This window comes from Ruegeria sp. AU67 (assembly GCF_900312795.1).
GTDB lineage: Bacteria > Pseudomonadota > Alphaproteobacteria > Rhodobacterales > Rhodobacteraceae > Ruegeria > Ruegeria atlantica.
Window position 1 is genome coordinate 49,981 of sequence record NZ_OMPH01000025.1, and the last position, 25,576, is coordinate 75,556.

At 58.4% G+C, this 25,576-nt stretch carries 21 protein-coding genes and 1 tRNA gene; 14 read left to right on the top strand and 8 right to left on the bottom strand.

What is annotated here, in order from left to right; all coding sequences use genetic code 11:
• Positions 1-46: 46 nt before the first annotated feature.
• Complete coding sequence (locus DK510_RS12530; RefSeq protein WP_108859173.1) at positions 47-1,204, top strand: acyl-CoA dehydrogenase family protein; 1,158 nt, start codon at positions 47-49, stop codon at positions 1,202-1,204.
• A gap of 144 nt (positions 1,205-1,348) precedes the next feature.
• Here the strand turns inward: DK510_RS12530 and DK510_RS12535 are convergent, their stop codons facing one another.
• Positions 1,349-2,239: a LysR substrate-binding domain-containing protein gene (locus tag DK510_RS12535; RefSeq protein ID WP_109312378.1), complete on the bottom strand. Its 891-nt coding sequence runs from the start codon at positions 2,237-2,239 to the stop codon at positions 1,349-1,351.
• Between the two features lie 96 nt (positions 2,240-2,335).
• Between DK510_RS12535 and DK510_RS12540 the strand changes: the two genes are divergently transcribed.
• Genes DK510_RS12540 through DK510_RS12555 form a run of 4 tightly spaced genes read left to right on the top strand, consistent with a single transcriptional unit; the run spans position 2,336 to position 8,060 of the window.
• Complete coding sequence (locus DK510_RS12540; protein ID WP_109312379.1) at positions 2,336-3,502, top strand: pyridoxal phosphate-dependent aminotransferase; 1,167 nt, start codon at positions 2,336-2,338, stop codon at positions 3,500-3,502.
• A gap of 23 nt (positions 3,503-3,525) precedes the next feature.
• Positions 3,526-5,718, top strand: a complete 2,193-nt coding sequence (locus tag DK510_RS12545; protein ID WP_109312380.1) for a dehydrogenase E1 component subunit alpha/beta — start codon at positions 3,526-3,528, stop codon at positions 5,716-5,718.
• A complete protein-coding gene (locus DK510_RS12550; protein WP_109312381.1) occupies positions 5,715-6,749 on the top strand; it encodes an acyl carrier protein in 1,035 nt (344 codons plus the stop codon). Before DK510_RS12545 ends, DK510_RS12550 begins: the two co-directional genes overlap by 4 nt.
• 39 nt (positions 6,750-6,788) lie before the next feature.
• Positions 6,789-8,060: an FAD-binding oxidoreductase gene (locus DK510_RS12555; protein WP_109312382.1), complete on the top strand. Its 1,272-nt coding sequence runs from the start codon at positions 6,789-6,791 to the stop codon at positions 8,058-8,060.
• 2 nt (positions 8,061-8,062) lie between these two features.
• On the opposite strand, the gene DK510_RS12560 is transcribed toward DK510_RS12555, so the two are convergent.
• Positions 8,063-8,764, bottom strand: coding sequence for an SDR family oxidoreductase (locus DK510_RS12560; protein ID WP_109312383.1), 702 nt, complete (start codon positions 8,762-8,764; stop codon positions 8,063-8,065).
• Positions 8,765-8,867: 103 nt separating this feature from the next.
• Between DK510_RS12560 and DK510_RS12565 the strand changes: the two genes are divergently transcribed.
• Positions 8,868-9,719, top strand: coding sequence for a LysR substrate-binding domain-containing protein (locus DK510_RS12565; protein ID WP_109312453.1), 852 nt, complete (start codon positions 8,868-8,870; stop codon positions 9,717-9,719).
• Here the strand turns inward: DK510_RS12565 and DK510_RS12570 are convergent.
• The gene (locus tag DK510_RS12570; RefSeq protein ID WP_109312384.1) at positions 9,710-10,612 is read right to left on the bottom strand and encodes a LysR family transcriptional regulator; all 903 of its coding nucleotides are present in this window, start codon (positions 10,610-10,612) and stop codon (positions 9,710-9,712) included. The two genes, DK510_RS12565 and DK510_RS12570, sit on opposite strands and share 10 nt — an antisense overlap.
• Positions 10,613-10,688: 76 nt before the next feature.
• Between DK510_RS12570 and DK510_RS12575 the strand changes: the two genes are divergently transcribed.
• The 5 genes from DK510_RS12575 (at position 10,689) to DK510_RS12595 (ending at position 17,866) form a co-directional block, all read left to right on the top strand.
• Positions 10,689-13,901: a 2Fe-2S iron-sulfur cluster-binding protein gene (locus tag DK510_RS12575; protein WP_109312385.1), complete on the top strand. Its 3,213-nt coding sequence runs from the start codon at positions 10,689-10,691 to the stop codon at positions 13,899-13,901.
• Between the two features lie 129 nt (positions 13,902-14,030).
• Positions 14,031-14,897, top strand: coding sequence for a xanthine dehydrogenase family protein subunit M (locus tag DK510_RS12580; protein WP_109312386.1), 867 nt, complete (start codon positions 14,031-14,033; stop codon positions 14,895-14,897).
• Entirely contained in the window at positions 14,894-15,373 is a 480-nt protein-coding gene (locus DK510_RS12585; RefSeq protein WP_058278395.1) for a (2Fe-2S)-binding protein, read from the top strand. The genes DK510_RS12580 and DK510_RS12585 overlap by 4 nt, the downstream gene beginning before the upstream one ends.
• Positions 15,373-17,628 (top strand): xanthine dehydrogenase family protein molybdopterin-binding subunit, encoded by a 2,256-nt coding sequence (locus DK510_RS12590; RefSeq protein WP_109312387.1) that lies wholly within the window; start codon positions 15,373-15,375, stop codon positions 17,626-17,628. Before DK510_RS12585 ends, DK510_RS12590 begins: the two co-directional genes overlap by 1 nt.
• A complete protein-coding gene (locus DK510_RS12595) occupies positions 17,621-17,866 on the top strand; it encodes a MoaD/ThiS family protein (protein ID WP_109312388.1) in 246 nt (81 codons plus the stop codon). The genes DK510_RS12590 and DK510_RS12595 overlap by 8 nt, the downstream gene beginning before the upstream one ends.
• Here the strand turns inward: DK510_RS12595 and DK510_RS12600 are convergent.
• Positions 17,863-18,570, bottom strand: coding sequence for a lysophospholipid acyltransferase family protein (locus DK510_RS12600; RefSeq protein WP_109312389.1), 708 nt, complete (start codon positions 18,568-18,570; stop codon positions 17,863-17,865). The genes DK510_RS12595 and DK510_RS12600 overlap by 4 nt on opposite strands.
• A 143-nt stretch (positions 18,571-18,713) precedes the next feature.
• Between DK510_RS12600 and DK510_RS12605 the strand changes: the two genes are divergently transcribed.
• Both DK510_RS12605 and lptF read left to right on the top strand, forming a co-directional pair.
• A tRNA-Trp gene (locus DK510_RS12605) sits at positions 18,714-18,789 on the top strand.
• Positions 18,790-19,595: 806 nt separating this feature from the next.
• On the top strand, positions 19,596-20,735 hold the full coding sequence (lptF, locus tag DK510_RS12615) for an LPS export ABC transporter permease LptF (RefSeq protein WP_109312391.1): 1,140 nt from the start codon (positions 19,596-19,598) through the stop codon (positions 20,733-20,735).
• Here lptF and DK510_RS12620 read toward each other — a convergent pair.
• Positions 20,732-21,562 (bottom strand): LysR family transcriptional regulator, encoded by an 831-nt coding sequence (locus tag DK510_RS12620; RefSeq protein ID WP_160116513.1) that lies wholly within the window; start codon positions 21,560-21,562, stop codon positions 20,732-20,734. The two genes, lptF and DK510_RS12620, sit on opposite strands and share 4 nt — an antisense overlap.
• A 100-nt stretch (positions 21,563-21,662) precedes the next feature.
• Here DK510_RS12620 and DK510_RS12625 point away from each other — a divergent pair, with 100 nt between their 5' ends.
• Positions 21,663-22,253, top strand: coding sequence for an HD domain-containing protein (locus DK510_RS12625; protein WP_109312393.1), 591 nt, complete (start codon positions 21,663-21,665; stop codon positions 22,251-22,253).
• Here DK510_RS12625 and speB read toward each other — a convergent pair.
• The 3 genes from speB to DK510_RS12640 all read right to left on the bottom strand — a co-directional run bounded on the left by speB (position 22,250) and on the right by DK510_RS12640 (position 25,557).
• Positions 22,250-23,092: an agmatinase gene (gene speB / locus DK510_RS12630; protein WP_109312394.1), complete on the bottom strand. Its 843-nt coding sequence runs from the start codon at positions 23,090-23,092 to the stop codon at positions 22,250-22,252. The genes DK510_RS12625 and speB overlap by 4 nt on opposite strands.
• Complete coding sequence (gene nspC, locus DK510_RS12635; protein WP_109312395.1) at positions 23,089-24,258, bottom strand: carboxynorspermidine decarboxylase; 1,170 nt, start codon at positions 24,256-24,258, stop codon at positions 23,089-23,091. The genes speB and nspC overlap by 4 nt, the downstream gene beginning before the upstream one ends.
• A gap of 75 nt (positions 24,259-24,333) precedes the next feature.
• Positions 24,334-25,557 carry a saccharopine dehydrogenase family protein gene (locus tag DK510_RS12640; RefSeq protein ID WP_109312396.1) on the bottom strand — a complete coding sequence of 408 codons (1,224 nt, stop codon included), beginning with the start codon at positions 25,555-25,557 and terminating at the stop codon, positions 24,334-24,336.
• Between the last annotated feature and the right edge of the window lie 19 nt (positions 25,558-25,576).

Genomic DNA, 25,576 nt, shown 5'->3' on the forward strand with positions numbered 1-25,576 from the left:
ATGCCCAACGCTACCCTTATCGAAATTCGATTTGGGAGAAACCTACATGTCGCTATTCAAGCCAACCGCCAACTGGGTCACTGACGAACATCAGATGTTTGCCGAAATGGCAAACCGGTTCATGGACGACGAACTTGTACCCAATATCGAACGCTGGAACCAAAACGGCATGGTCGATCGCGAATTCTGGAACAAGGCCGGGGATATGGGTTTGATGGCCGGCGCTATTGCCGAGGAATATGGTGGCGTAGGCGGCGGGATTGGATTTGACGCGGTCACGATGTACGGGCAAGCCGCACGCGGTGACTCGGGTTGGGGTTTTGGAATTCAGTCGATTGTTGTCCATTACCTGAACGCCTATGGCAGCGAGGATCAAAAACACAAATGGCTGCCTCGTTTGGCATCCGGTGAAATGGTTGGCGCTTTGGCTATGACTGAGCCGGGAACAGGTTCGGACGTTCAGTCCGTTCGCACCACCGCAGACAAGGACGGAAATTCCTATCGCCTGAACGGATCCAAGATCTTTATCACCAACGGACAATCCGCCGATTTGATCCTGGTGGCCGCAAAGACGGATAAATCGCAAGGATCTAAGGGCGTATCGCTGATCGCAGTAGAAACCGAAGGCGCAGAAGGATTTCGCCGGGGCCGTAACCTCAAGAAACTGGGGATGAAGGCCAACGATACGGCCGAGCTGTTCTTTGAAGACGTCAAGGTTCCGATGACGAACCTGATCGGACCTGAGGAAGGTCAGGGCTTCTATCAGATGATGAAGCAACTGCCCTGGGAACGCCTGACCATCGGTATCATGGCGTTGGGCGCGATCGACTTCGCAATTGCCGAGACAGTGCGTTATACGCAGGAACGCAAGGCTTTTGGCCAGCGCGTTATGGACTTTCAGAACACGCGTTTCAAACTGGCCGAGTGCAAAACCAAAGCCGAAGTTCTGCGCAGCTTCGTCAATGACTGCATCGCACAACTCGAGGCTGGCACATTAGATGCGGCGACGGCTTCTATGGTGAAATACTGGGGTTCAGAAGTGCAGAACGAGATCATGCACGAATGCCTTCAGTTGTTCGGTGGTTACGGGTTCATGATGGAATACCCGATCGCCCGGCTTTATGCGGATGCGCGGGTGCAGATGATCTACGGCGGCACCAATGAGATCATGAAGGAACTGATCGCCCGTTCTCTGGACAAGTAACGCACCCAAAGGGCTCCCGCCTGTCGCCAACGTTTCTGGAAAACGTCTCATCCCGTTGGGTCGGGCAGGTGCGGGCGCAGCCCGCACCTGCCCGACCCCTCTGCTGTCCGCAGGACGCAAAGCCGGAGGCTGCGCAGTTTTGGATCAGAATGGGCCAACCTGACCTTGCAGCCATATCCGAAATGACCGTAGCGGTTCGGATTCCGGTCGAGTCTGTGGCCAGACCAGAAAGAATTGCCCAAGGCTGATATGGGGCCCTTTCCATGCTGGAACCAATCTTTTGGTTTTCAGTTCGTCTTCGATCAGATAGCTGGGCAATAGCGCCGCTCCCAGCCCGTGAATCGTGGCCTGCACCATGGTCGAGAACTGATCGAACAGCATTCCCCGCATCCCTGATACGTCACGCCCTTGTGCCGCAAACCATCGCTCCCAAGCGTCCGGTCGAGTCTCTAGATGTAGCAATGGGGCCGTCATCAGCCAGCCCAAGTCCTGCTCCTGATCGGGCAACAGGTCCTGCGCGCAGACCGGAACCACATCTTCACGCATGATCGGCAGGTAGTTGACGCCCGGCCAGTTCTTTTGGCCGAAGTGGATGGCGGCATCAAAATGTTCGGTCTCGAAATCAAACGGCTTGAGGCATGTGCTCAGGTTCACGGTCACTTCGGGGTGGCGACGGGCAAAATCCTGCAGGCGCGGCGCCAGCCAGTGCATTCCAAAGGCGGGCAGGATGGACAGGTTCAGCGACCCGCCTGTTGGGTTGGCCTTCAGTTTCAGTGACGCTTGCGCAATTTGGTTTAGCGCTGTGCGCGCCACCTGAACATAATCTTTCGCGGCGGGGGTCAGGTGCAATCGCATCTGGTTTCGCTGAATGAGCGCAACGCCCAGTTGGTCCTCCATGGACTTCAACTGTCGGCTGATCGCGCTTTGGGTCAATGACAGCTCCTCGGCTGCAGCCGAGGCACTGCCGAGGCGATCAACCGCCTCCAGTGCCAGAAGTGAGGGGATCGAGGGTAGAAACCGACGGGGCGCAATCATATTACAAATCCTCATACCTTTCACACGGAATATCACTGGCAATTGCCGTGCACCAGCCCGATACAGAGGCGTGGAATCCAATGTGGATGTGGATCAATGACCCTAACGACCAGTATTCAAGAGTTTCAGCCCGCCGACCGGCTGGACGGTATTGAGCTGTCAGAGATCGTTCGCATTTCCGAACAGGCCGCGCGCCTTCGGGCGCAGGGTGTCGACGTGATTGCGCTCAGCACTGGCGAGCCTGATTTCCCAACGCCGTCGCATGTTGTTGAGGCGGCCCACCGCGCAGCTATTGACGGGCAGACGCGATACCCCGCAACGGCAGGAACGCCCACTTTGCGATCAGCGATCGCGACTGAGGCTGGCGCGCATCCCGAGAACGTAGTCGTTTCGACGGGTGCCAAGCAGGTTTTGTCCTGCGCAATGATGGCAACTCTGAACCCCGGCGATGAAGTGATTATGGCTGCGCCATTCTGGACAAGCTATGCGGATATGGTCAGTTTGGGTGGCGGTGTCCCCGTAGTCGTCAGCTGTCCGGCGACGCAGAAATTCAAACTGACGCCGGATCAATTGGAAGCCGCGATCACCCCGCGCTCGCGTTGGCTGCTGCTGAATTCCCCGTCCAATCCAACTGGCGCGGTCTATTCCAAGGCGGAATTGCAGGCGCTGGGCGCGGTATTGCAAAACTATCCTCAAGTCTGGGTGATTTCTGACGAGATTTATCAACACCTGTCTTTTGTGCCTTTCACGCCCTTTGTGCAGGCCGTTCCCGAATTAGCGGAACGAACGTTGATCGTAAACGGCGTGTCCAAGGCCTATTCCATGACAGGCTGGCGCATCGGGTGGGGAATTGGCCCTGCTGAGTTGATCAAGGCGATGGTGGCTGTGCAGGGGCAAATCACGTCGGGGGCGTGTTCGATTGCCCAGGCTGCAGCATTGGAGGCCATCACCGGGCCGCAAGGCTTGCTGGCAGAACGCCGTCGGGCAATGCGAGCGCGCCGCGATTTGGTCGCCGAAGGGCTAAACGCCGCTGGTCTGGAATGTGCCGTGCCGGATGGCGCGTTTTACGTCTTTCCCAAAACTCATGCGAAAATGGCCACAGACCATGAATTCTGTCGCTTTCTGCTGGATGAGGCGGGTGTGGCGCTGGTGCCAGGGCGTGCGTTTGGGATGCCGGGGCATTTGCGGCTTTCTTTTGCCTATGCCACTGAAAGCCTGCAAGAAGGTATGCGCCGTATCGCGGACGCTACCGACAAGTTGTAACCAATAAGACCGGAAGACACCCAATGGACCGCGCCCAGATCGTTCACGAGAATTTCCTGACCCGGGTCGCCAATCGCGACTTTCCCGACGGAGCAAAGCCGCGGCAGGGTCTGAGCAATACCGATGGGGTGTCGCTTTTCCGGTCACAGGTCCTTAGCCGAGCGTTGGACAGGACCAGCCGGGCCATGCAGAAGGCGGGGCAGGGGTTTTACACCATCGGATCATCCGGCCACGAAGGGATGGCCGCCGTGGCGCATGCCTTGCGCCCGACCGATATCGCCTTTCTTCACTACCGGGACGCGGCGTTCCAGATCGCGCGGGCTGAGCAGGTGCCGGGCCAGCAGATCGCGTGGGACATGCTGCTGAGTTTTGCCTGTTCGAAAGAGGATCCGACCTCGGGCGGGCGGCATAAGGTACTGGGGTCCAAAGCGTTGACGATCCCACCGCAGACCTCGACTATCGCTAGCCACTTGCCCAAGGCGGTGGGCGCTGCGTATTCGCTAGGTGCCGCGCGGAGACACGATCCTGAACACCGTGAACTGCCCTTGGACGGGATTGCGATGTGTTCCTTCGGGGATGCCTCGGCCAATCATTCTACAGCGCAGGGCGCGATCAACACCGCAGGCTGGACCAGTGTGCAGTCGACGCCTTTGCCGCTGTTGTTTGTGTGTGAGGATAACGGGATTGGAATCTCGGTCAAAACGCCAAAAGGCTGGATACAGGCGTCGATGGAACACCGCCCCGGAATCAAGTACTTTCAGGCCAACGGTCTGGATATCTATGAGACCTTCGCGGTGGCGCAAGACGCCGCCGAGTATGTCCGTACCCGCCGGAAACCGGCCTTCCTGCATCTGAAAACCGTGCGTCTTTACGGCCATGCGGGCGCAGATGTGCCGACCACGTACCTGCCGAAGTCCGAGGTTGAGGCGGACGAGGCCAACGACCCCCTGCTGCACTCGGTGCGCTTGCTGGAACAGGCCGGGGCGTTGGCGCCGGAACAGGCGTTGAAAATCTTCGAAGATACCTGCGCCCGTACTGATCGCATCGCGGCGGAGGCCGCAACCCGTCCGCACCTGACCACCGCCTCTGAGGTTATGGCCAGCCTGATCCCGCCAAAACGGGCTTGTAAGCCGACCAACGGTCCCAGCGCCGAAGCGCGCGCCAAAGCCTTTGGCGGCGACACGCGGGCAATGGATGATCCGCAACCCATGAGCCGTCTGATCAACTGGGCGCTGACCGATCTGATGCTGGAACACGGCGAGGTCGTCTGCATGGGCGAAGATGTCGGCCGCAAGGGCGGCGTCTATGGCGTTACCCAGAAACTGCAACAACGCTTTGGCCCGGACCGGGTGATCGACACGCTGTTGGATGAGCAGTCCATTCTGGGACTGGCCATTGGTATGGGGCATAACGGGTTCATTCCCATCCCCGAAATCCAGTTCCTCGCTTATCTGCACAATGCAGAGGATCAGATCAGAGGCGAAGCCGCGACCCTGCCCTTTTTCTCGAACGGGCAGTTCACCAACCCGATGGTTCTACGCATCGCGGGGCTTGGCTATCAGAAAGGGTTCGGCGGCCATTTCCACAATGACAACTCGCTGGCTGTCCTGCGCGACATTCCCGGCGTGATCATTGCCTGTCCATCGACAGGCGCGGATGCGGCGAAGATGCTGCGCGAATGCGTACGGCTGGCGCGCGAAGAACAGCGGGTCGTGGTCTTTCTGGAACCTATTGCGCTTTATCCGATGCGCGATCTGCACGATGTACAGGACGCAGGCTGGATGACGACGTATCCGTCGCCTGACCAGAGTATCGCGCTGGGTGAGGTTGGCGTGCATGGCGAGGGTAAAGATCTGGCCATCGTCACTTATGGAAACGGGCACTACCTGTCGAAACAGGCTCTGCCCGAGTTGGAGGCAGCAGGCGTGAAAGCCCGTATCATCGACATGCGCTGGCTGGCACCTCTCCCGATTGAGGCTCTGCGTCAGGCCACAAAGGGTTGCAAACACGTCCTTATCGTCGACGAGTGTCGCCGGACCGGCAGCCAGTCTGAGGGGCTGATGACCTTTTTCACTGAAAATAGTCCCACGACCCCAACTGCGTGCGTCGCGGCCGAAGATTGTTTTATCGCCACTGGCCCCGCCTATGCCGCTCCGCTGCCATCGAAGGACGGGATTATCACCGCTGCGCTTAAACTGACCGGAGGCCGCTCATGACCCGCACAGCGGTCGTCATCTGCCCTGGTCGGGGTACATACAACAAGCCCGAGCTTGGCTATCTGCATCGCCATCACGCGCAGCAGAATGCGATGTTTCGGGGCTTAGACGCGATACGTGCGGAAGCAGGGCAAGAGGCCGTTACCGCATTGGATGGCGCAGCGCGGTTCACAGTTTCCAAGTATTCAAAAGGCGACATTGCATCACCGCTCATCTACGCAGCTTCGATGGCGGACGCGCAATCGCTGGCCGATGATATCGAAGTGGTCGCGGTCACCGGGAATTCGATGGGGTGGTATATTGCGCTGGCCGCTGCCGGGGCGTTGTCGCCTGACCACGGGTTCCGCGTCGTGAACACGATGGGAACACTGATGCAGGATCACCTGATCGGTGGCCAGCTGGTTTATCCCGTTGCCGACGACGGTTGGGCGAACGACGCTGTTCGCAAGGCAGAGCTGCTGGCGGATGTGAAACGCATCAATGCGATGGACGGTCATGACCTTGCTTTGTCCATTGATCTGGGCGGAATGCTGGTTCTGGCAGGCAATGAGATGGGGCTGAAGGCTTTCGAGGCGTCACAACCCACCGTGCAGGACCGTTTCCCGATGCGCTTGCCAAACCATGCCGCGTTTCACACATCCTTGCAGGCACCGGTCGCTGCCGAAGGGCGTACGCTCTTGGGCGCGGATTTGTTCGGACAGCCTGAACGCCCCCTGATCGACGGTCGCGGAAAGATTTGGTGGCCGGGTGCGACGGATACGCATGCGCTTTGGGATTATACCCTGGGCCACCAAGTGACCGAACCCTATGACTTTACCCGTGCGATCCAGACCGCCGCGCATGAGTTCGCGCCAGACGTGTTCATTGTTACCGGCCCCGGTGCGACCTTAGGTGGCGCAGTGGCGCAATCTCTTGTTCTGGCGAACTGGCGTGGCATGGGTAACAAGGCTGATTTTCAAGCGAAACAGGATGCGCAACCCTTCCTGATCGCCATGGGGCGCGAGGATCAAAGAGCGCTTGCAACCGGCTGACACTGCCCTGATGATCCGCGCAATTTCAAGGAGCGCGACGTGAGCGACCACAACCAGTCCCTTTGGCTGAACACATGCCGTGAACTTGTCGAACCCAGTGTTTCGACCGGTGATATCACTGTTGATCTGGCGGTGATCGGGGGTGGGTACACCGGCTGTTCTGCGGCCCTGACTGCGGCTAAGGCTGGTGCTTCGGTCTGTCTGCTTGAGGCGCATGATGTCGGTCACGGCGGATCGGGCCGCAATGTAGGGCTGGCGAATGCAGGGCTGTGGTTGCCGCCCGATGAGATTCGCGCGCATCTGGGTGACATGGTTGGGGATCGGCTGATTGACCTTCTGGCTGCTGCCCCATCAGAGGTGTTCAGCCTGATCGACCAGCATGGGATAGACTGCGAACCTGTGCGCAACGGAACTCTGCACTGTGCGCATTCGGCTGCGGGTTTTCGGGATCTGCAGGCCCGCCATGCGCAACTCAGCGCTGCTGGCGCACCGGTTGAGTTGCTTTCTGCGAAACTGATAGCCCAGCGCACCGGCAGTGCGGCCTTTGGTGGCGCCCTGTTCGATCCGCGCGCCGGAACCATCCAACCATTGGCATATGTGCGTGGATTGGCCCGTGCCGGGGTCGAGGCTGGCGTGTCAGTTTCCACGCAAGATCCGGTTCTGTCCATGCAGCAGATGGATGGAATCTGGGAGGTGAAGACTGCTCGGCGCACAGTGCGCGCCAAATGGGTCATCCAGGCGACCAATGCCTATCACCGTGATCTGACCGCATCGGCCCCCGCTTATGTGCCGGTCTATTATTTCCAATATGCCACGGCCCCATTGTCCGACAATCTGCGCGCTAGCGTTTTGCCGGGGGATGAGGGGTGCTGGGACACAGACCTGATCATGACCTCGTTCCGAATGGATCAAGAGGGGCGGTTTATCATCGGTGCCATGGGTGATCTGGATCAGGCGGGCGGCGGGATTCACAAGAGCTGGATCAAGCGCAAACTGGCACAGCTGTATCCGCAACTGGCCGATCAGCCATTGGTCGAAGGGTGGCATGGCCGCATCGCCATGACGTCAGACCACATCCCGAAGATTACGCAGATCGGTCCCAATGCTCTGTCCGTTCATGGATTTTCGGGGCGGGGAATCGGGCCAGGCACTGTCTTTGGCCGCCTTGTTGCCCAAAGTCTGTTGCAGGACGACCCAAGCCTTTTGCCGGTGCCCGCAGTCCCAGAGTATCAGGAAAAGTGGATAGGGCTACGCCGCGCCTATTTTGAAACCGGCGCGGCGCTGACCCATTTTGTCAAAGCGCGGTTCTGACCTCAGACCGCGCGGGTGATGCCGCCATCAACCCGGATGTTCTGACCGGTGATATAGCCGCCGCCCTCTGATGCAAGCATCGCCACGACCGAGGCGATCTCGTCATAGCTGCGTCCATAGCGGCCCATCGGGATGCGCGCGCGGAATTCCTCTTTCTCTGGCAGGCTGTCGATGAACCCTGGCAAGACGTTGTTCATCCGGATGTTGTCAGCCGCGTAATGATCCGAGAACAGCTTGGTGAAAGCGGCCAAACCTGCGCGGAACACGCCCGAGGTTGGGAAGACAGGGTCGGGCTCGAACGCGGCGAAGGTCGAAATGTTGATGATTGATCCACCACCTTGCTTCTGCATAATAGGTGTCACCAGCCGGGTTGGTCTGACGGCGTTCAGGAAATAGACGTCCATTCCGGTGTGCCAATCCTCGTCCGTCAGCTCCAGCACTGGCGCGCGCGGTCCGTGACCGGCCGAATTGACCAGCACGTCGATGCGCCCCCAATGGGACATCGCGGTATCGACCAGGTTTTGCAGATCATCCGTCGACTGGTTTGACCCGGTCTCGCCAACACCACCAAGTTCGTGCGCGAGTGCCTCACCCTTGCCAGAAGACGACAGGATGCCGACCTTAAATCCATCTGCGGCCAGACGTCGGGCTGAATCTGCGCCCATTCCGCTGCCGCCCGCTGTTATCAGCGCCACTTTGGTCATGTGATTTCTCCATTCATTGATGGCATGAAGATGCGCTTTGGCGATCTGATTGACCAATCAGTTCTGCTGGCCTTATGGTGTAGAAAAACTACAGGATGCTACGATGACGGCTCTTCCCCCTCTGAACGCTTTGCGGGCCTTCGAAGCTTCGGCGCGGCATCTGAACTTTCGCTTGGCTGCCGAGGATCTGGGCGTCACCCAAGGTGCTGTCGCCCAGCAGGTGCGCGGGCTTGAGGCACGATTGGCTGTGACGCTCTTTGACCGCTTGCCACGCGGCCTTGCGCTGACCGAGGCTGGGCGCAGGTTCCATGCGCCCTTGCGCCGGGCCTTCCGACTAATTGAAGAGGCCGTCGAGGATCTTTCTGGGGACAGACAAATTACTATCTCTGTCACGCCCAGCTTTGCTTCGAAATGGCTGGTTCCACGACTTCCGGACTTTACGCGGCACCACCCTGATATTGCCGTGCAGGTCGACGCGCGGGAACGGCTGGCGGATTTCGAGGGGGACGGTGTCGACATTGCTGTTCGGCAAGGGCGCGCGCCGTTTGGATCCGGGGTGGTCGCAGTGCCTCTGTTTTCCACAACCTTCGTTCCGGTTTGCGGTCCTGAGTTGGCGGCCAGAATTGCGCATCCTGCTAACCTGACAAAGCACACTTTGCTGAACGACACCCATGGGCTGTGGCCTTTGTTTCTGCAACGTGCAGGGATCACGGGCAAGCCGAAGATGATGAGTTTCAGCCAGACCAGCCTTGCCATCGACGCAGCCGTGTCGGGCCAGGGCGTTGCGCTTGCTAACGAACCGCTTGTTTCTGCCCAGTTGGCCACCGGTCAGTTGGTGCGCCCGATCCCGGATGAGCTGGTCGAGGACCTGGGCTTTTACATCGTGACACCCAAACAGCCACGTCAACCCGCGCTGGTCGCAGTGATGAAAGACTGGTTGCTGTCTCAATCCTGAAGCGTCGCTGCGATGGCTTCGATCCTGTCACGCAACCAGCGATGTGCCGGGTCGTTGGAAGATCTTTGGTGCCAGACCATGTAGATCGAGACAGGGTCGCACGCGAAGGGCAAGGACGCACAATCCAACGCATGTAGTGGCCCGTGTTTCATCAACGCCGTATCGGTGGAAATCAGGTCGCCGCCTTTCACAAATGAGGTAATGGCGTTGAAATGTGGCAGGGTAACCGTAGGTGGCCTGATCTGGTTTTGATCGACACCCCGCATAACAGCGCGCGAGCTGCGGCCATCCGCAAAACGAACTTCGACGTGTTCGGTTTCGCAATAGGTTTCCCAACTGTCCGGAGGAGATCGTCGCGCGCCATCGTAATAGATCATCAGCGGGCTGCTGAGGATGCGTTTTTGAAAGATGTCCGGCCCATCCGGTGGCAAAGGCGTCAGCATCAATTGACACCGATCGCTGCGCAACAGCTCAGGGTCTGGAACACCTGATGGGATAAACCCCAACCCCAGCCGCACGCCTTCGGTCCGAACCTTTTGCAGCAATTGCGGGAAAATCAATTCCCGCGGCATGTCGTTTGTGGCGATGTGAAAGACCATCTCTTCGGACAGCGGGTCGAACGGGCGATCCTCGGTCAGCGCCCGCATATTGTCCAGAACCTGCTGAACAGGATCTTTCAGGGACAAGGCGCGCTCAGTAGGGGTCAGACCCTGCCCTGATCTGATGAATAACGGATCGCCCAGAACCACCCGAAGTTTGGACAGGGTGTGGCTGATGGCCGATTGTGTCACGCCAAGCCGATCTGCGGCCTTGGACACCGAGTTTTCTTCGAGAATGGTCAGAAAGACCCTCAGGACTTTGCCATCCAGATCCATGAAATCTATTTTGCTCATACCGCTTATGATTATTCATGAATGGATTTACTGTCCACGCCGCATTAGGTGAGACCTAGACATCAGGAGGCGCACGATGGGGATCCGCTTTTTCTCGGACAAGAACCGGCCGGTCCACATGGGGCCTTATCCGTTGGAGCGGTTGGCACGTCAGAGCGTTGTGCCGGACCTGTCTGCCGTGCCGCCGATGCCTGAACTCAGTTTTCACCGGCCGGAACAGCCTGAAAGCATCGTCAACGCCATGGGTGAGTTTCAGGCGATGATGGACGCTATTCGTGATGGATTCGTGAGTGCTGTGCCCTCTGAAATCCCGGCCGATCCGACCGCGCGCGCCCATCACTTTAAGGCTTTTGGCTATTTCAATGACGCGTCGATGATGGGGTGCGGGCCTTTGCCTGCCGAGGCGATGCTGCCCCAGCCGCGTCATAACCCCGACATTGATCGTCTGGCCCATGCGCTGAAGACCCGGCAGACTAAAACGCTGGCGTCGGGCATCGACGTCATCATGGCCGACCTGAAGGAAAGCATGGAGGCCGCGCCCAAGCCGATGGACACGCACCGCCACGCCATCGTCTTTGTCTATGAACACAACCGTGATCCGAACCAGGATGAGCCCGGCTCTGAATGGATCATGGATGCGCAGGACCACCGTTCCTGTTTGCTGGCGACCGAAAATGCGGTGGTGATTGCCAATTACATCCGGTTGTTGGGGTTCGATGCGCGGGCGCATACCGCGATGTCCTCTGAGGTTGATCTTGGAAAACTGGCGGTGGCGGCTGGTTTGGCCTCGGTCGAGGATGGCGATGTTGTCGTGCCGTGGCTAGGTACGCGGTTTGGTCTGGCAGCTGTTACAACCGAGATGGAGATTGCGCATGATCGACCGCTGCAATCCATGGCGCAGCAACCGTGGTTTCGCACTCAGGGTCCGGCGTGGTGGCTGGGAACGGGGTTCGCCAAGAACGCGCTGAACCGGGATGCTTACGCCAAACGACGCTACGTGGACGGGGCGCATCCGTTCGAGAAACTTAAGCGTGTCGAAGACCCTACGACCTACATCGACGAAGAAAACGTGGCCCGCGTTCCCAAACGCGCCGACATGTTTGCCCGCGCACAATTCGGGGATATGGGCAAACCGCTGCAGGATGCAGCCAGGGGGGGGCACTATGTGCGCAAGGCCGCCCCCAGTTTCGCTCAGCGCCGCTCATTGGGCGCATTTGTGCTATTGCAGGATGGCGACAGCGCAGATGGATCGCGCCCGACCGATGCCGCCCGAAATGCCGCGAATATCAAGGCCGCGACCTATTTCATTGGAGGCGATGCCGTGGGCCTCAGCCGTTGCCCGGAATGGGCGTGGTATTCTCACGACGCGACAGGAGAAGAGATCAACCCGCCCCATGATCAAGCCATCAGCGTGATCATCGATCAAGGCTATGAAACAATGGAGGGGTCCAGTGGCGACGACTGGATCGCAGTTGCCCAGTCGATGCGCGCCTACCTGCGGTTTTCACTTTTGGGCGGTGTGATCGCGCAGCAGATCCGCAACCTTGGCTTCAAGGCCAAAGCGCATACGGTCATGGATGGCGAGGTGCTTCAGCCGCCGCTTTTGCTGCTGTCCGGATTGGGCGAGGTCAGCCGGATTGGTGAGGTCATCCTGAACCCCTATCTCGGGCCCCGGCTCAAGTCTGGCGCGGTGACGACCGACATGCCGATAGAGCACGACAAACCGATTGATTTTGGCCTACAGACTTTCTGTGAAAGCTGCAACAAATGCGCGCGCGAATGCCCTTCAGGGGCAATCACCGCGGGGCCGAAACTCATGTTCAACGGCTATGAGATCTGGAAATCCGACAGTCAGAAATGTGCGACCTATCGCGTGACCACCCCTGGCGGTGCAATGTGCGGGCGCTGCATGAAGACCTGCCCGTGGAACCTTGAGGGTATCTTCAAGGAACGCCCGTTCCGCTGGGCCGCGATAAACATCCCGAAAGCCGCGCCGGCATTGGCGAAACTGGACGATGCCGTGGGTAATGGCGGTTTGAACGACACCAAGAAATGGTGGTGGGATATCGAATTGCAGGTGGATGGAGCTTACCGCCCGACGAAACATCCGCTGAACCGGCGTGACCTGCAAACGGATCTGGACCTGCAGTTCGAAGATCAGACATTAGCCGTCTATCCTGCCTATCTGGCCCCCCATCCGTGGCCATATCCTTTTGCGATGGACCGCGAGGCCGGGATTGCGGCCTATCAGGCGATGGTGTCAGCCGAAGAATACAAAAACCGCAAGGCAGCAGGGGATACGTCGATCGTGCATCGGTACTCGATCGCGGGCGATGCGCCGGTGATGCGGGTTGCGTTGACCAAAGTCGACAAGATGACGGCGGATGTGACCAAGTATGAATTCTCGGCCCTGAATGGTGCGCCTTTACCGGATTGGACCGCCGGGGCGCATCTGGATGTGCTGGTCGCGCCTGAGTTTCTGCGTCAGTATTCTATGTCGGGGGACCCATCGGACGGGTCAGTCTATCAGATCGGCGTTCTGCGCGAGGATGAAGGTCGCGGCGGTTCGGCCCTGTTGCATCGAATCTTCAGCGAGGGGCGCAAGGTCTTCATCTCGAAACCGATCAACCATTTCGAACTGGATGAGACCGCAACAATGACCTTCCTGATGGGTGGTGGGATCGGCATCACCCCGATGATTGCATTTGCTCATCGGTTGCATGCGCTGGGCAAGCCGTTCGCGTTACACTATTCCGCCAGCACCCGTTTTGGGGCCGGGTACCTGGACGATCTGGCGGCGATGCCCTGGGCCGACCACGTGCATTTTCATTTCTCGGATGAAGGAACGCGCGCCGATCTGGATGCAGTCCTGTCGGGTTATCAGGAAGGGTGGCACGTCTATACCTGCGGACCGGATCGCTACATGGACGGTGTCATACAAGCGGCCGACCGGCAGGGATTTCCCGAAGAGGCGCGGCACCTGGAGTATTTTTCGGTCCCCGAACAGCCGGAATATGAAAATCACTCCTTCACATTGAAGCTGGCGAAGTCGGGTAGGGAACTGACCGTCCCCGAAGACAAAGATGCCGCTCAGGTATTGAACGAGGCGGGTATTCATGTGGATGTGAAATGCGCCGACGGCATATGTGGCGTCTGCAAATGCGGTGTGGTTTCCGGCGATATTGAGCATCGTGATTTCGTTCTGTCCAACAAACAGCGCGAGGGCGCGATCATCTTGTGTCAAAGCCGCGCGGCTGAACCCAACGGTGTGATTGGACTCGACCTCTGATCTGAGGTCTGAAAACGACTTCGATAAACACAAAAATTGGTCGTTCCAGCCATGGACGCCGTGGGGTTGCTGCACTAACGTCCCCCGCGAACCCCAGTGAATCCTGATCAACAGGTGCGAGGTATTTTCATGGATTATCACAGCCCCGCCAACTTTGCCGAGGCATCGGCTCTGGCCGCGAATGCGACGGGCATTACCCGGTTTCTGGCAGGAGGCACCGATGTTCTGGTGCAGCTGCGCTCGGAACTTGTGACCCCCGACACGCTGATCGACATCAAAAAGATCGACGGCGTCAGCGACATCATCAGCAATGCCGATGGCAGCTGGACAATTGGCGTCGCGGCCACCGGTGCCGAGATGAGCGAACATTCCGAATTGGGCCGCGATTGGCCCGGCGTAGTTGAGGCGATGGACTTGATCGGTTCGACCCAAGTGCAGGGTCGCGCAACGCTGACTGGGAACCTGTGCAATGGCTCTCCTGCGGCCGATTCTGTGCCTGCTATGGTCGCAGCCGGAGTGACGGTTACTGTCACAGGACCCGAAGGTACGCGCGAAGTTGCTGTCGAAGAAATTCCGACCGGCCCCGGCAAAACGTCGCTGTCCAAGGGAGAGCTGGTCTCGGCCGTCCATATCCCTGCACGGGGTGAGGATGGCGGCGACGCCTATCTGCGGTTCATACCACGGACCGAAATGGACATTGCCGTCGTTGGCGTGGGTGTAAACCTTCGTTTGGACGGCGACACTGTCACCGAAGCCCGCGTGTCGCTGGGTGCTGTCGCCCCGACCGTTCTGCTTGTCGAAGACTGTGCCAAGGCGATCATCGGTAGTACACTGGACGACGCTGCGCTTGATGCGCTGGCTGCTGCGGCATCCGCTGCGTGCAACCCGATTGACGACAAGCGCGGCACCATCGCGTTTCGCACCGAGGTCGCTGGCGTTCTGGCCAAGCGCGCCGCGAAAATCGCCTATGCCCGTGCGAAGGGAGAACAAGCATGAGCAAGTTCCACGTATCCACCACTGTAAACGGCGACTCGGTTGAATACCTCTGCGACCCGCGCGAAACCCTGCTGGACTGTCTGCGCGACAAGCTGAACCTGACCGGCGCGAAAGAAGGCTGTGGTACAGGTGACTGCGGCGCGTGTTCCGTCTCGGTCGACGGGCGCCTGGTCTGTTCCTGCCTGATGCTGGGGGTAGAGGCCGATGGCAAGCAGATCGAAACGGTCGAGGGCATCGCGGATGGCGACGTTCTGCACCCGCTGCAACAGAAGTTTATCGAACACGCCGCGCTTCAGTGCGGCATCTGTACACCGGGCATTCTGGTCGCGGCCAAGTCTCTGTTGGAAAAGAACCCCAACCCGACCGAAGAAGAAACCCGGTACTGGCTGGCGGGCAACCTTTGCCGCTGCACCGGTTATGACAAAATCATTCGTGCCGTCATGGAAACGGCGGAAGAGCTGCGGGAGGCTTCGTAATGGCACTGGACGATCGCAAATCGGAATTTACTTTCGTTGGCACCCGACCGAACCGTCCCGACGGGTTGGACAAGGTTACGGGCCGCGCGAAGTTCGGGGCAGATATCTCGGCACCCGGCATGCTACACGGCGCGATCCTGCGCTCGCCCCATGCCCATGCGCGGATCGTGAAAATCGACGCTTCGAAGGCCGAGACGCATAAGGACGTCAAAGCCGTCGTGACTCGTGCGGACTTTGCCGACGTCCCGTTCAAACCGGGTCTGGAAGGCGAATTCTGGAATGTTCTGGAAAACGTCATGGCAGGCGAAAAGGCACTGTATGACGGTCACGCTGTAGCGGCCATTGCGGCCACGTCGGCGCTGGCAGCGCGCGACGCGCTCAAGCTGATCGAGATCGAATACGAGGTGTTGCCCCACGTCACCGATGTGGACAAGGCGATGGCCTCGGATGCTCCGGTCATTCGCGAAGGTGCCGCGGACTATTCAGTTCCCGAAGGAATGCATCCAAACGTCGTGCGGTACCACGAAAGCGGACACGGTGATGTCGAGGCTGGCTTTGCCGAGGCCGATCTGGTCATCGAAGACAGCTTTGTCACCGAAGCCACCCATCAAGGCTATATCGAACCCCACGCCTGTTTGGGCATGCTGGGAAATGACGGTAAGGGTGAGCTGTGGTGCACGACCCAGGGACACTGGATCGCGCAGAAGACATGCGCGGCGCTGCTGGGTATCGAAACCTCGCAACTGCGCGTCACGGCATCCGAGATTGGTGGTGGCTTCGGCGGGAAGACGACCGTCTTTATCGAACCCGTTGCGCTGGCGCTGAGCCGCAAAGCCAACCGCCCGGTCAAACTCGTGATGACCCGATCCGAAGTGTTTCGGGCAACTGGCCCGACGGCCTCGGCGTCGATGGACATCAAGATCGGCATGAAGAAGGACGGTACCATCTCGGCCGCGCAAGGCGTGTTCCGCCTGCAAGGTGGCGCGTTTCCGGGCGCACCGGGCGATATGACCGCCATGTGTGCCTTTGCGCCTTACAATCTGACCAACGTCAAACAGGTTGGCTATGACGTTATGGCCAACCGACCGAAACAGGCAGCCTACCGCGCACCCGGTGCCCCAATGGGGGCGTTTGCCGTTGAGTCGGTGATTGATGAGCTGTGCAAAAAGCTGGACCTTGATCCCGTCGATGTACGCCTAAAAAATGCGGCGTATGAAGGCACCAAGGCCAGCTATGGTCCCCGGTATGAGCGCATCGGTCTGGTGGAGACGTTGGAGGCCGCCAAGGCGCACCCGCACTACTCGGCGCCGCTGAAACCGGGGCAGGGACGAGGGATTTCCTGTGGGTTCTGGTTCAACCATGGCGGCGAGACCTCGGTGTCGTTGTCCATGTCCGAGGACGGCTCGGCCCAGTTGATGGTTGGTACGCCCGATATCGGCGGCTCGCGTGCATCTATGGCGCTGATGGCGGCCGAGGTTCTGGGCATTCCCTACGAAAACATCCGTGTCACCATCGCCGATACAGCGACGCTTGGGTACAACGACGTCAGCCATGGCTCGCGCGTGACCTACGCCTCTGGTCTGGCCACCATCAAAGCAGCCAAGCATGCGATCGAAAAACTGTGCGAACGCGCGGCGGCCAGCTGGGGAATTCCGGCCGACGCGGTGAAATGGGAAAACGGCTTTGCGGTGCCCTCTGGCCCCAACGCCGGTGACTTCGATCCACGCCCGCTGGCCGATATCACGGCCCATATGGGTTCGACCGGCGGTCCGATCTCGGGCCACTTTGAGGCGACCCCTGAAGGCGCGGGTGTGTCCTTTGGTACCCATATCGTCGATGCCGAGGTTGATCCGGAAACCGGCAAAACCGCGATCACCCGCTACACGGTCATTCAGGATGCCGGGAAGGCGATTCACCCGACATATGTGGAAGGCCAGTATCAGGGCGGTGCCGCGCAAGGCATCGGCTGGGCGCTGAACGAAGAGTATATCTACGGCGATGACGGTCGCCTGCAGAACTCGATCTTCCTCGACTATCGCATCCCCGTCGCCAGTGACTTGCCGATGATCGACACGGTGATTGTCGAAGTGCCCAACCCCGGTCACCCCTTCGGTGTACGAGGCGTCGGCGAGACTGGCATCGTGCCGCCTCTGGCCGCCATTGCCAACGCCGTGTCCCATGCGGCTGGCGTGCGCATGCGTCAGTTACCGATGTCACCGCCGCGCATTCTGGCCGCGCTCAAGGACGATGGTTGAGGTTCACCTCTGGTCCGGCCTCCGGTCATTGACCGGAGGCCAGCAGGTCGTCGAGGTTGAAGCCAAGACGACCGGAGAACTGGTACGCGCATTGGTGCTGGCCCATCCACAGCTTCAAGGTCCTATTGATGCCGGGGTGTCTATTGCAATTGATGGCCGCGTTATCGCCACAGGGTTGACCGAGCCAATCCCTGAAGGCAGCGAAGTTTACCTGATGCAGCGGTTAAGGGGCGGTTAGGCCTCTGGCGACCACGGTTCGCGCCCGACCATGCGGTCGGCTTCAGCAGTGATATCGTTCATATGCTGCTCAAGGCTTTGGCGCAGCTCCTCGATTTTCTCTTCGGATGCTTTGCGAGGCACGGTCTCGGTCCACTCGCGGCACAGAAAGACTCCCTTGTTTCGCCAGGGGCGGGGCATCAACAGGCGATCCCATGTACCCGCTTCGCTGCCATATTGCGCGGAAAAGGTGATTCCGAAGATCCGTTTGCCCGAGGTGCGCGCCCAGACCAGCGGCACCGTGGACAGCACACGCTCGGGGCCGCGTGGTCCGTCGGCGGCGATGCCGATGGAAACCCCTTTCTTAATCTTGCCGAACACCTCTCGCGACACGGCGACGTTGCTCTTGTGTTTGCTGGCCATGGCGATGGTGTCCATGCCGAATAGTTTCTGCACCCGACCTACCATGCTGCCTGCTCGTGCAGACGAAGTGATCGAGCAGATGTGCCCTTTGTCCAGCGGGAAGAAATACGGCGACTGTGCCAGCCGCTGATGCCACAGCACCACGATCACCGGTTCACCTTGTTCGGCCAGCTGGTCAAGTTCTTCGAATCCGATGCGCTGCCACTTGGTGTTGCGATTGACTATCCGGATATAACTCGCGATGCGGCGCGCGGCCCAGTTCAAAACGGCTTCGCTGTCGGCGATATTTTTGCGGATACTCACGGATTGCGCCCCTCGTACTGACCAAAACGTGTCTTATAGAACTAAACGCTGCACGCAACTTGTTTGTCGGGTGCAATAGTCGCGCGGAATTTGAAAAAGCCTCTTGAGTCCGCTGCGCGGCTGGCATATTTGATGCGCACCTTAGGGGTATAGCTCAGTTGGTAGAGCGACGGTCTCCAAAACCGTAGGTCGCGGGTTCGAACCCTGCTGCCCCTGCCATTTCCTCATTGATTTTCGGCCGTTTCATCGTAAAGAACGAAGCCCAAGCTGGGAATCCTATAATAATTTGGTGTGTAATCTGACTCTGCAGAGATCCGGACGCGAGGGGCGATTCCTAACTTTTCGAACAACGCCGCAGCACGGCATTGATAGCTAGAAAAATTTGAATTCGTCGACGGAGAGCATACTGACCAACCGACCGTTGTTTGTGTCCCAGCCCGCAGGTGACTTTGAGATGAAGTCTTCGAAGTTAGGCCCGTGCAGCTTCATAAGCCGAGATCTCTCCATCTCGTGAAGCAAATAGAACAGCCCTCCGCGTTTGCCCTTTAAGGACTCCGGCACGGTGAGCGCTGCGACGCTCTTAGAATATTTTGACTGCTGCTCTATCTTGGCCACCGGCATTCGCCTTTTTTGCGACCGTATCAACTGAAAGGAAATATGGCAAATATGTGGCGTAGAAAACTCTGCCGGTGTTGCATACGGGAATTTTGAGACCCGGGGGTGGCTAAAGGCGGCTGAATCTGACCGATCCATTTTTTACAACCAACCGGCTTCACGCCGCATGCGATTGTACGAGGCTACAAAAGACGCCCATTTCGGTGATGAAGTCTGCGTGGGCCATCATATCCTCCTCCATCGCGTGCTCGGTTGTTCATTCCACTCAGATTGGCGGCTGTGTTGAACCTGGGGTTTAGATGGGATTAACATTGGTTTAGCCAGGTGCCGCGCAATTCGATCAATTCGGTTTCCCGCGCCTTTGGAATGGCCTATGGTCCTGCCCACAACAGACAGGCGGAAGAGGGTTCATGTCGCGCTTTGATGGTTACTTCCTGCGGCAACTGCTGATTCTATTCGGCTTTTTTACCTTGGTTCTGGTGGGTGTATTCTGGATTACCCGTTCCGTCAGCCTGTTTGACCGGGTGATCAGCGGCGGCCAACCCGCGATGGTGTTTCTGGAATTCACCGCACTGACCCTGCCGACCCTGATCCGCACTGTGATGCCAATGGCGGTGTTTGCTGCAGCCGTCTATGCCACCAACCGCCTGAGCCGTGAAAGCGAGATGACAGTGATGCTGGCCACTGGGACCAGCCCCTGGAGATTGGCGCGCGCAGTGTTCGTATTTGGCATCGTAACCGGCTTGATGATGGCCGCGATCAGTGTCTTCCTGCGCCCCGCGTCCGTAGAACAATTAGAGCAGCGTCAGGCCGAGGTCGCGGGGGACGTCACCGCCCAGCTTTTGAATGAGGGTGAATTTCTGCATCCCGCGCAGGGCGTTACGGTTTATATCGGGGAAATTGATCTGGATGGCACTTTGTCCGAGGTTTTTGTCTCGGATCGTCGGGATGAAGAGAGCCCGGTCAGCTATTCCAGCAAGACGGCCTATCTGGTCAACAATGGCTCCGGCATTCATCTGGTGATGGTGGACGGGATCGCATTGCGCCTGAACCCGGAAGGCAGGACGCTGTCTTCGACACTTTTTGCGGATGCCTCTTATGACATCTCGGAACTCACAAATTCAGACACCAACGCCATGCGCAGTCTTGAGGCGATCCCAACGCTCGAGCTTTTGCAAGGCCGGGAAAGTATTCTGGCGACCGAGCAGTTCTCGGAAGGGGAACTGATCGAAGAGCTGCATCAGCGTTTTTCATGGATCGCCATTTGTATCGCGGTGGCGATGGCTGGTTTTTCAACGCTGATGCTGGGCAGTTTTTCGCGCTTTGGGCTGTGGCCACAGATATTCGGAGCTTTCACGATTTTGGTCCTGTTGGAGGGGGTCCGGGGCTTTGTGTCCCCGGTCGTGATTGATGATCCAAACCTGTGGATTTTGCTTTATCTTCCGGCGATTGTCGGCGTCTTGATTTCATGCGTGTTCCTGTTGATCGCCGGGCGGCCATTGCTGCGCACCCGATCGCGGGGGGCGAATGGAGCCTTGTCCCAAGCTTAATCCGCCGCACGCAGTTCGGTCAGGCAGGCCACCACGTCGTCGAAGGCTTCGCTGTCCCGCTGGGTCACCAGATAAAGCGGCAACATCAGGTCTATCGCTTCGGCAACCGGCACCAAGGTGCCTTCGTTCAATTGATCCCGAATAACATATTCGGGGAAGTACCCCGTGCCGCCGCGCTGCAAAACATACCGCAGGCCCATCATGCAATTGCCCAAAAAAAGCGTCTGTCCTGCCGCTTTGCGCGCTGCTGACCGCACGTGGTCCTGATAAACTTCGCCTAACTCGAGATTTACGAAAACTGGGTCTTTGCCCACGCCGGGGGTTTCGACCAACAATAAACGTTCCGGTGCCAGTTCGTGATATAGAACGCGCCGATCAGATGGTTTTTCGTGGGTCAGTGCGGCATCCAATACATGCGTCGCCACGGCCTCGACCATGTTGAGGTCATGATCGTAGTTCAGGGTTAGCAACAGCTGGCCATGGCGCTGTTCGTAACGAACGGCCAGATCGACCAGCAGTGGATCCCAAACGCTGAGCTGTGCACCAAGGCGCAGGGCAATCCGGTGCGGTGTCTGCCCCGGTAGGTCACGAGAGGCGAAGGACCACAATGACAACATCTGCTCGGCATAGGGTCGAAACTGCCGTCCGAATTCTGTCAGGTTGGTGCCGCCTGCGCCCCGAGTGAACAAGGGCTTTCCGGTTTCCTCTTCAATCAGTTTGATACGGGCACTGACCGCAGTCTGTGTGATGTTGAGGTGTCGTGCAGCGGCATGGAAGCCACCGGTGTCTGCAACGCACAGAAATGTCTCAAGGGCTTTGATTTGCATGATGAAAGTATTTTTTGATCGAAGTGATAAAATCAATTCATTTTTTTCAGCTTCTGTCTTCGGATATGCTGGCCATAGCAGATCAGCCAGAGGAAATATCATGCTGGACAAAAGCCACAAACCCACCTGGACCAGTTTTGAAGAGGCGACCAAAGCCGATTGGGACGCCGTCATGGAGTATGAAGAGGCGTTCAACGCCGCCCTTCCTGACCGAATTCTGGACGCGATCCGTTCCCTGGACGAGGCGTGGACGCCATACCCGGTCAACCGTTACCAGCACAGCCTTCAGGCCGCGACGCGTGCCTATGAGGATGGTGCAGATGAAGAACTGGTAGTCGCGGCACTGATTCATGACACCGGAGATATTCTGTCACCGTATAACCACGGTGAGCTGTCGGCAGCGATGATGAAACCTTATGTCAGCGAAAAAACCCACTGGATTTTAAAACACCACTGCGTGTTCCAAGGCTATTACTACAATCACCACCTGGGCGGTGATCGCAACGCCCGCGACAAGTACCGTGACAGCCCCTATTGGGAGGACTGCCGCTACTTCTGCCATGAATACGATCAGAAGGCGTTTGATCCCGAGTATCCGACCAAACCGCTTGAGTACTTTGAACCCATGCTGCGCCGCGTCCTGAACAAGGGCGAAGGCCATATGGAACTGAACGAAACGTCCGAGCGTTAACAGGCAGCCATTAGGCGATAAACGATCTGCGCGGCGGTGAAGTCCCAGGCGGCATTGCCGTTCGGGGCCAGTTCGACCACGTCGAAGCCCACGCATTTGCGGCCTTTCAGGGTGTGTTCTACCAGCCGGAGCGCCTGATAATAGCCAAGGCCACCGGGCACCGGAGTTCCGGTGGCGGGCATGATCGCCGGGTCCAGCCCGTCGACATCGAAACTGACATAGACCAGCTCGGGAAAATCCTCTGGCAGGTCGATAGCGTGGATATTGCCTGTGACCAGATCTTCTGCATCCACGTGGAAGATGTGGTTTTTCAGGCGGCTCTGTGCCTCTTCAGTCGAAAAGGCGCGGACACCGAACTGAGCCAATCGAACGCCTTCTTCGGCCAGCAGGTGCATGACCGAAGCATGGGAGTGTTTTTCCCCCTGATATGCATTGCGCAGGTCGGCATGGGCGTCGATCTGAACGATGCCGATTGGTTGACCTAATGCGCGGGCCACTCCCATGACGGCACCGTAACTGAGGGAATGCTCTCCGCCCAAAGTCACTGGAACCCTGCCAGCGCGAACAGCGGCTTCGGTGCGCTGGGCAAGGCGTTCCATAATCTCGGACAGGGCGGCGTCGCAATCCACTGGTTCTTCTGTGAAAATCCCCTCGACGCATGGCTCGGCATGTCCGGTAATGCGTTCCAGCTCATTGCTGGCCTCGATGATGGCATCAGGCCCTTTGGCCGTGCCCGAGCCGTAAGAGACCGTGCGCTCCAGCGGCACCGGGATCACGCGAAAACGGGCATCTTCGGTGCGCTCAAATGCGGTCAGTTCACTGTCGAGGAAAATGCTCATGAGAGTCGGTCCTTAAAGTCGTCATAGTCGAACTGTTTGATGATCTTCAGTTCGTCTGTCTCGCTGTTCCACAAGGCGATGGTAGGCAGAGGAACACCGTTGAACGTGTTGGTCTTGACCATCGAATAGTGCGCCTGATCGAGGAAGGCAAAGCGCTGGCCGATTGCCAGTGGTCGATCCCACGTGTAGTCGCCGATCACATCACCGGCCAGACAGGAGGGGCCGCCCAGACGGTAGGTGTGGCCTGCTTCGGCCTCATCCATCAGGGCGGGACGATAGGGGGCTTCGATCACGTCAGGCATGTGGCAGGTGGCCGAGATATCGGTGATTGCAAGGTTCATGCCATTGGTGGGCAGGTCGAGAATTTCGCCGACCAAGATACCTGCGTCCAGCGCGACCGCCTCACCGGGTTCGAGATAGACATCGATGCCGTATGTCTCGCGGATGCCCTTGATGAAAGTCACCAGCCCATCGCGGTCATAGTCGTCGCGCGTGATATGATGGCCGCCTCCAAAGTTCAGCCATTTGAGTTGGCCGAGGAAGGGCTTGAGTCTTGGCAGGACGGCTTCCCAAGTGCGTTGCAATGGCGCGAACCCTTGTTCGCAGAGCGTGTGCATGTGCAGGCCATCAACCCCGGTCAGTTCGTCGGTCGTCAACTGACTGATTGGGGTGCCAAGGCGAGAGCAGGGCGCACAGGGGTCATATTTTGGGATCTCGCCTTCGGAATGCTCCGGGTTGATGCGCAGACCGACCTGAACGCCAGCGTTCCGAACTTTGGCAAGAAACCGTTCTTTTTGCGCTGGTGAGTTGAATATGATGTGATCGGATAACGACAGAATTTCATCGATGTCCGCGTCCTTGTACCCGGCGCAGAAGGTCGCGACCTCGCCACCATATTCTTCGCGACCCAGCCGTGCTTCGAAAATGCCGGACGCGCATGTGCCGCCAAGATGTTGGCGGACAAGCGGGGCGAGCGAGAACATCGAGAACGCCTTGAGCGCGCTCAGCACATGTGCGCCGGATCGGGTTCCAATATCGGCGAGAATGGTCAGGTTCCGCTCGACGGCCTTTTCATCAACCACGAAGCAGGGGCTTGGCACGCGGCTCAGGTCAAAGTTGCGAAAGGCTCCGGCATCTCCGGCCTGTGTGGTCATCATGTCGGACATGTCCGGCGCCTCCGAATTGTGGAGGGTCCGGGGGCTCTGTCCCCGGACCCTCGGAGTATTTTAGAATAGATGAAGTTAGAACTCGACCGGACCGTCGAGCTCGTGGACCTGCCACGGCAAGCCGTGTTCGTTCAGCATATCCATGAAGTTGTCCGGATCCAGCTGTTCCATGTTCCACACGCCGGGCTCGGACCAGTTGCCTTTCAGCACCTGCGCCGCACCGATCATGGCGGGGACGCCGGTAGTGTAGCTGACAGCTTGGCTGCCGACTTCTGCATAGCATTCTTCGTGATCGCAGATGTTGTAGATGTAATAGGTCTTCTCGCCCGAGCCGTCCTTGGCCTGACCCGTGGCGATGTCGCCGATGCAGGCTTTGCCCTTGGTTTCGGCACCCAGATCACCGGGATCGGGCAGCAGGGTTTTCAGGAACTGGATCGGGATGATTTCCTTGCCGTCATGCATCACCGGGTCGATACGGGTCATGCCGACATTTTCCAGAACCTTGGCGTGCATGATGTAGGCGTCGCCGAAGGTCATCCAGAAGCGGGCACGCTCAATCTCGGGGAAGTGAGTTGTAAGCGACTCCAATTCCTCGTGGTACATCTGGTACATGTTTTTCTGGCCGATGGCGGGGAAGTCGTATTCGACCTTTGTGGTCATCGCCGGGCTGGTATGCCACGCGCCGTTTTCCCAGTGGCGCACTTCGGCCAGCACTTCGCGCAGGTTGATTTCCGGGTTGAAGTTGGTGGCAAATTCCTGATCGTTCGAGCCGCCGTTGGCATCCAGGACGTCGATCTGACGAATGGTGTCCAGCTTGTGTTTCTTCAGCCATTTGGCGAACACGCTGGTCACGCCCGGATCGAAGCCCGAGCCGAGGATGGCGGTCAGGCCAGCCTCTTTGAACCGGTCCTGATAGGCCCATTGCCAGTGGTATTCGAACTTGGCCACGTCTTCGGGTTCATAGTTCGCAGTGTCGAGATAATGAATGCCCGCCTCAAGACAGGCATCCATCAGCACCAGATCCTGATAGGGCAGGGCAAGGTTCACCAGCAGTTCGGCCCCGGTTTCCTTGATCAGCTTGACGGTATCTTCGACCTTATAGGCGTCCAGCTCCGCCGTGGCGATATCAACGCCCACGCGATCTTTCACTGCCTTCGCGATGGCGTCGCATTTTGATTTCGTGCGGCTGGCCAAAGTGATTTCGGTGAAGATATCCGAATTCATTGCCATCTTGTGCACGGCCGCGTGCGATACGCCGCCTGCGCCGACAACCAGTGTTTTGCCACTCAAAGTTCCCATGGGGGTTATCTCCTCTCTG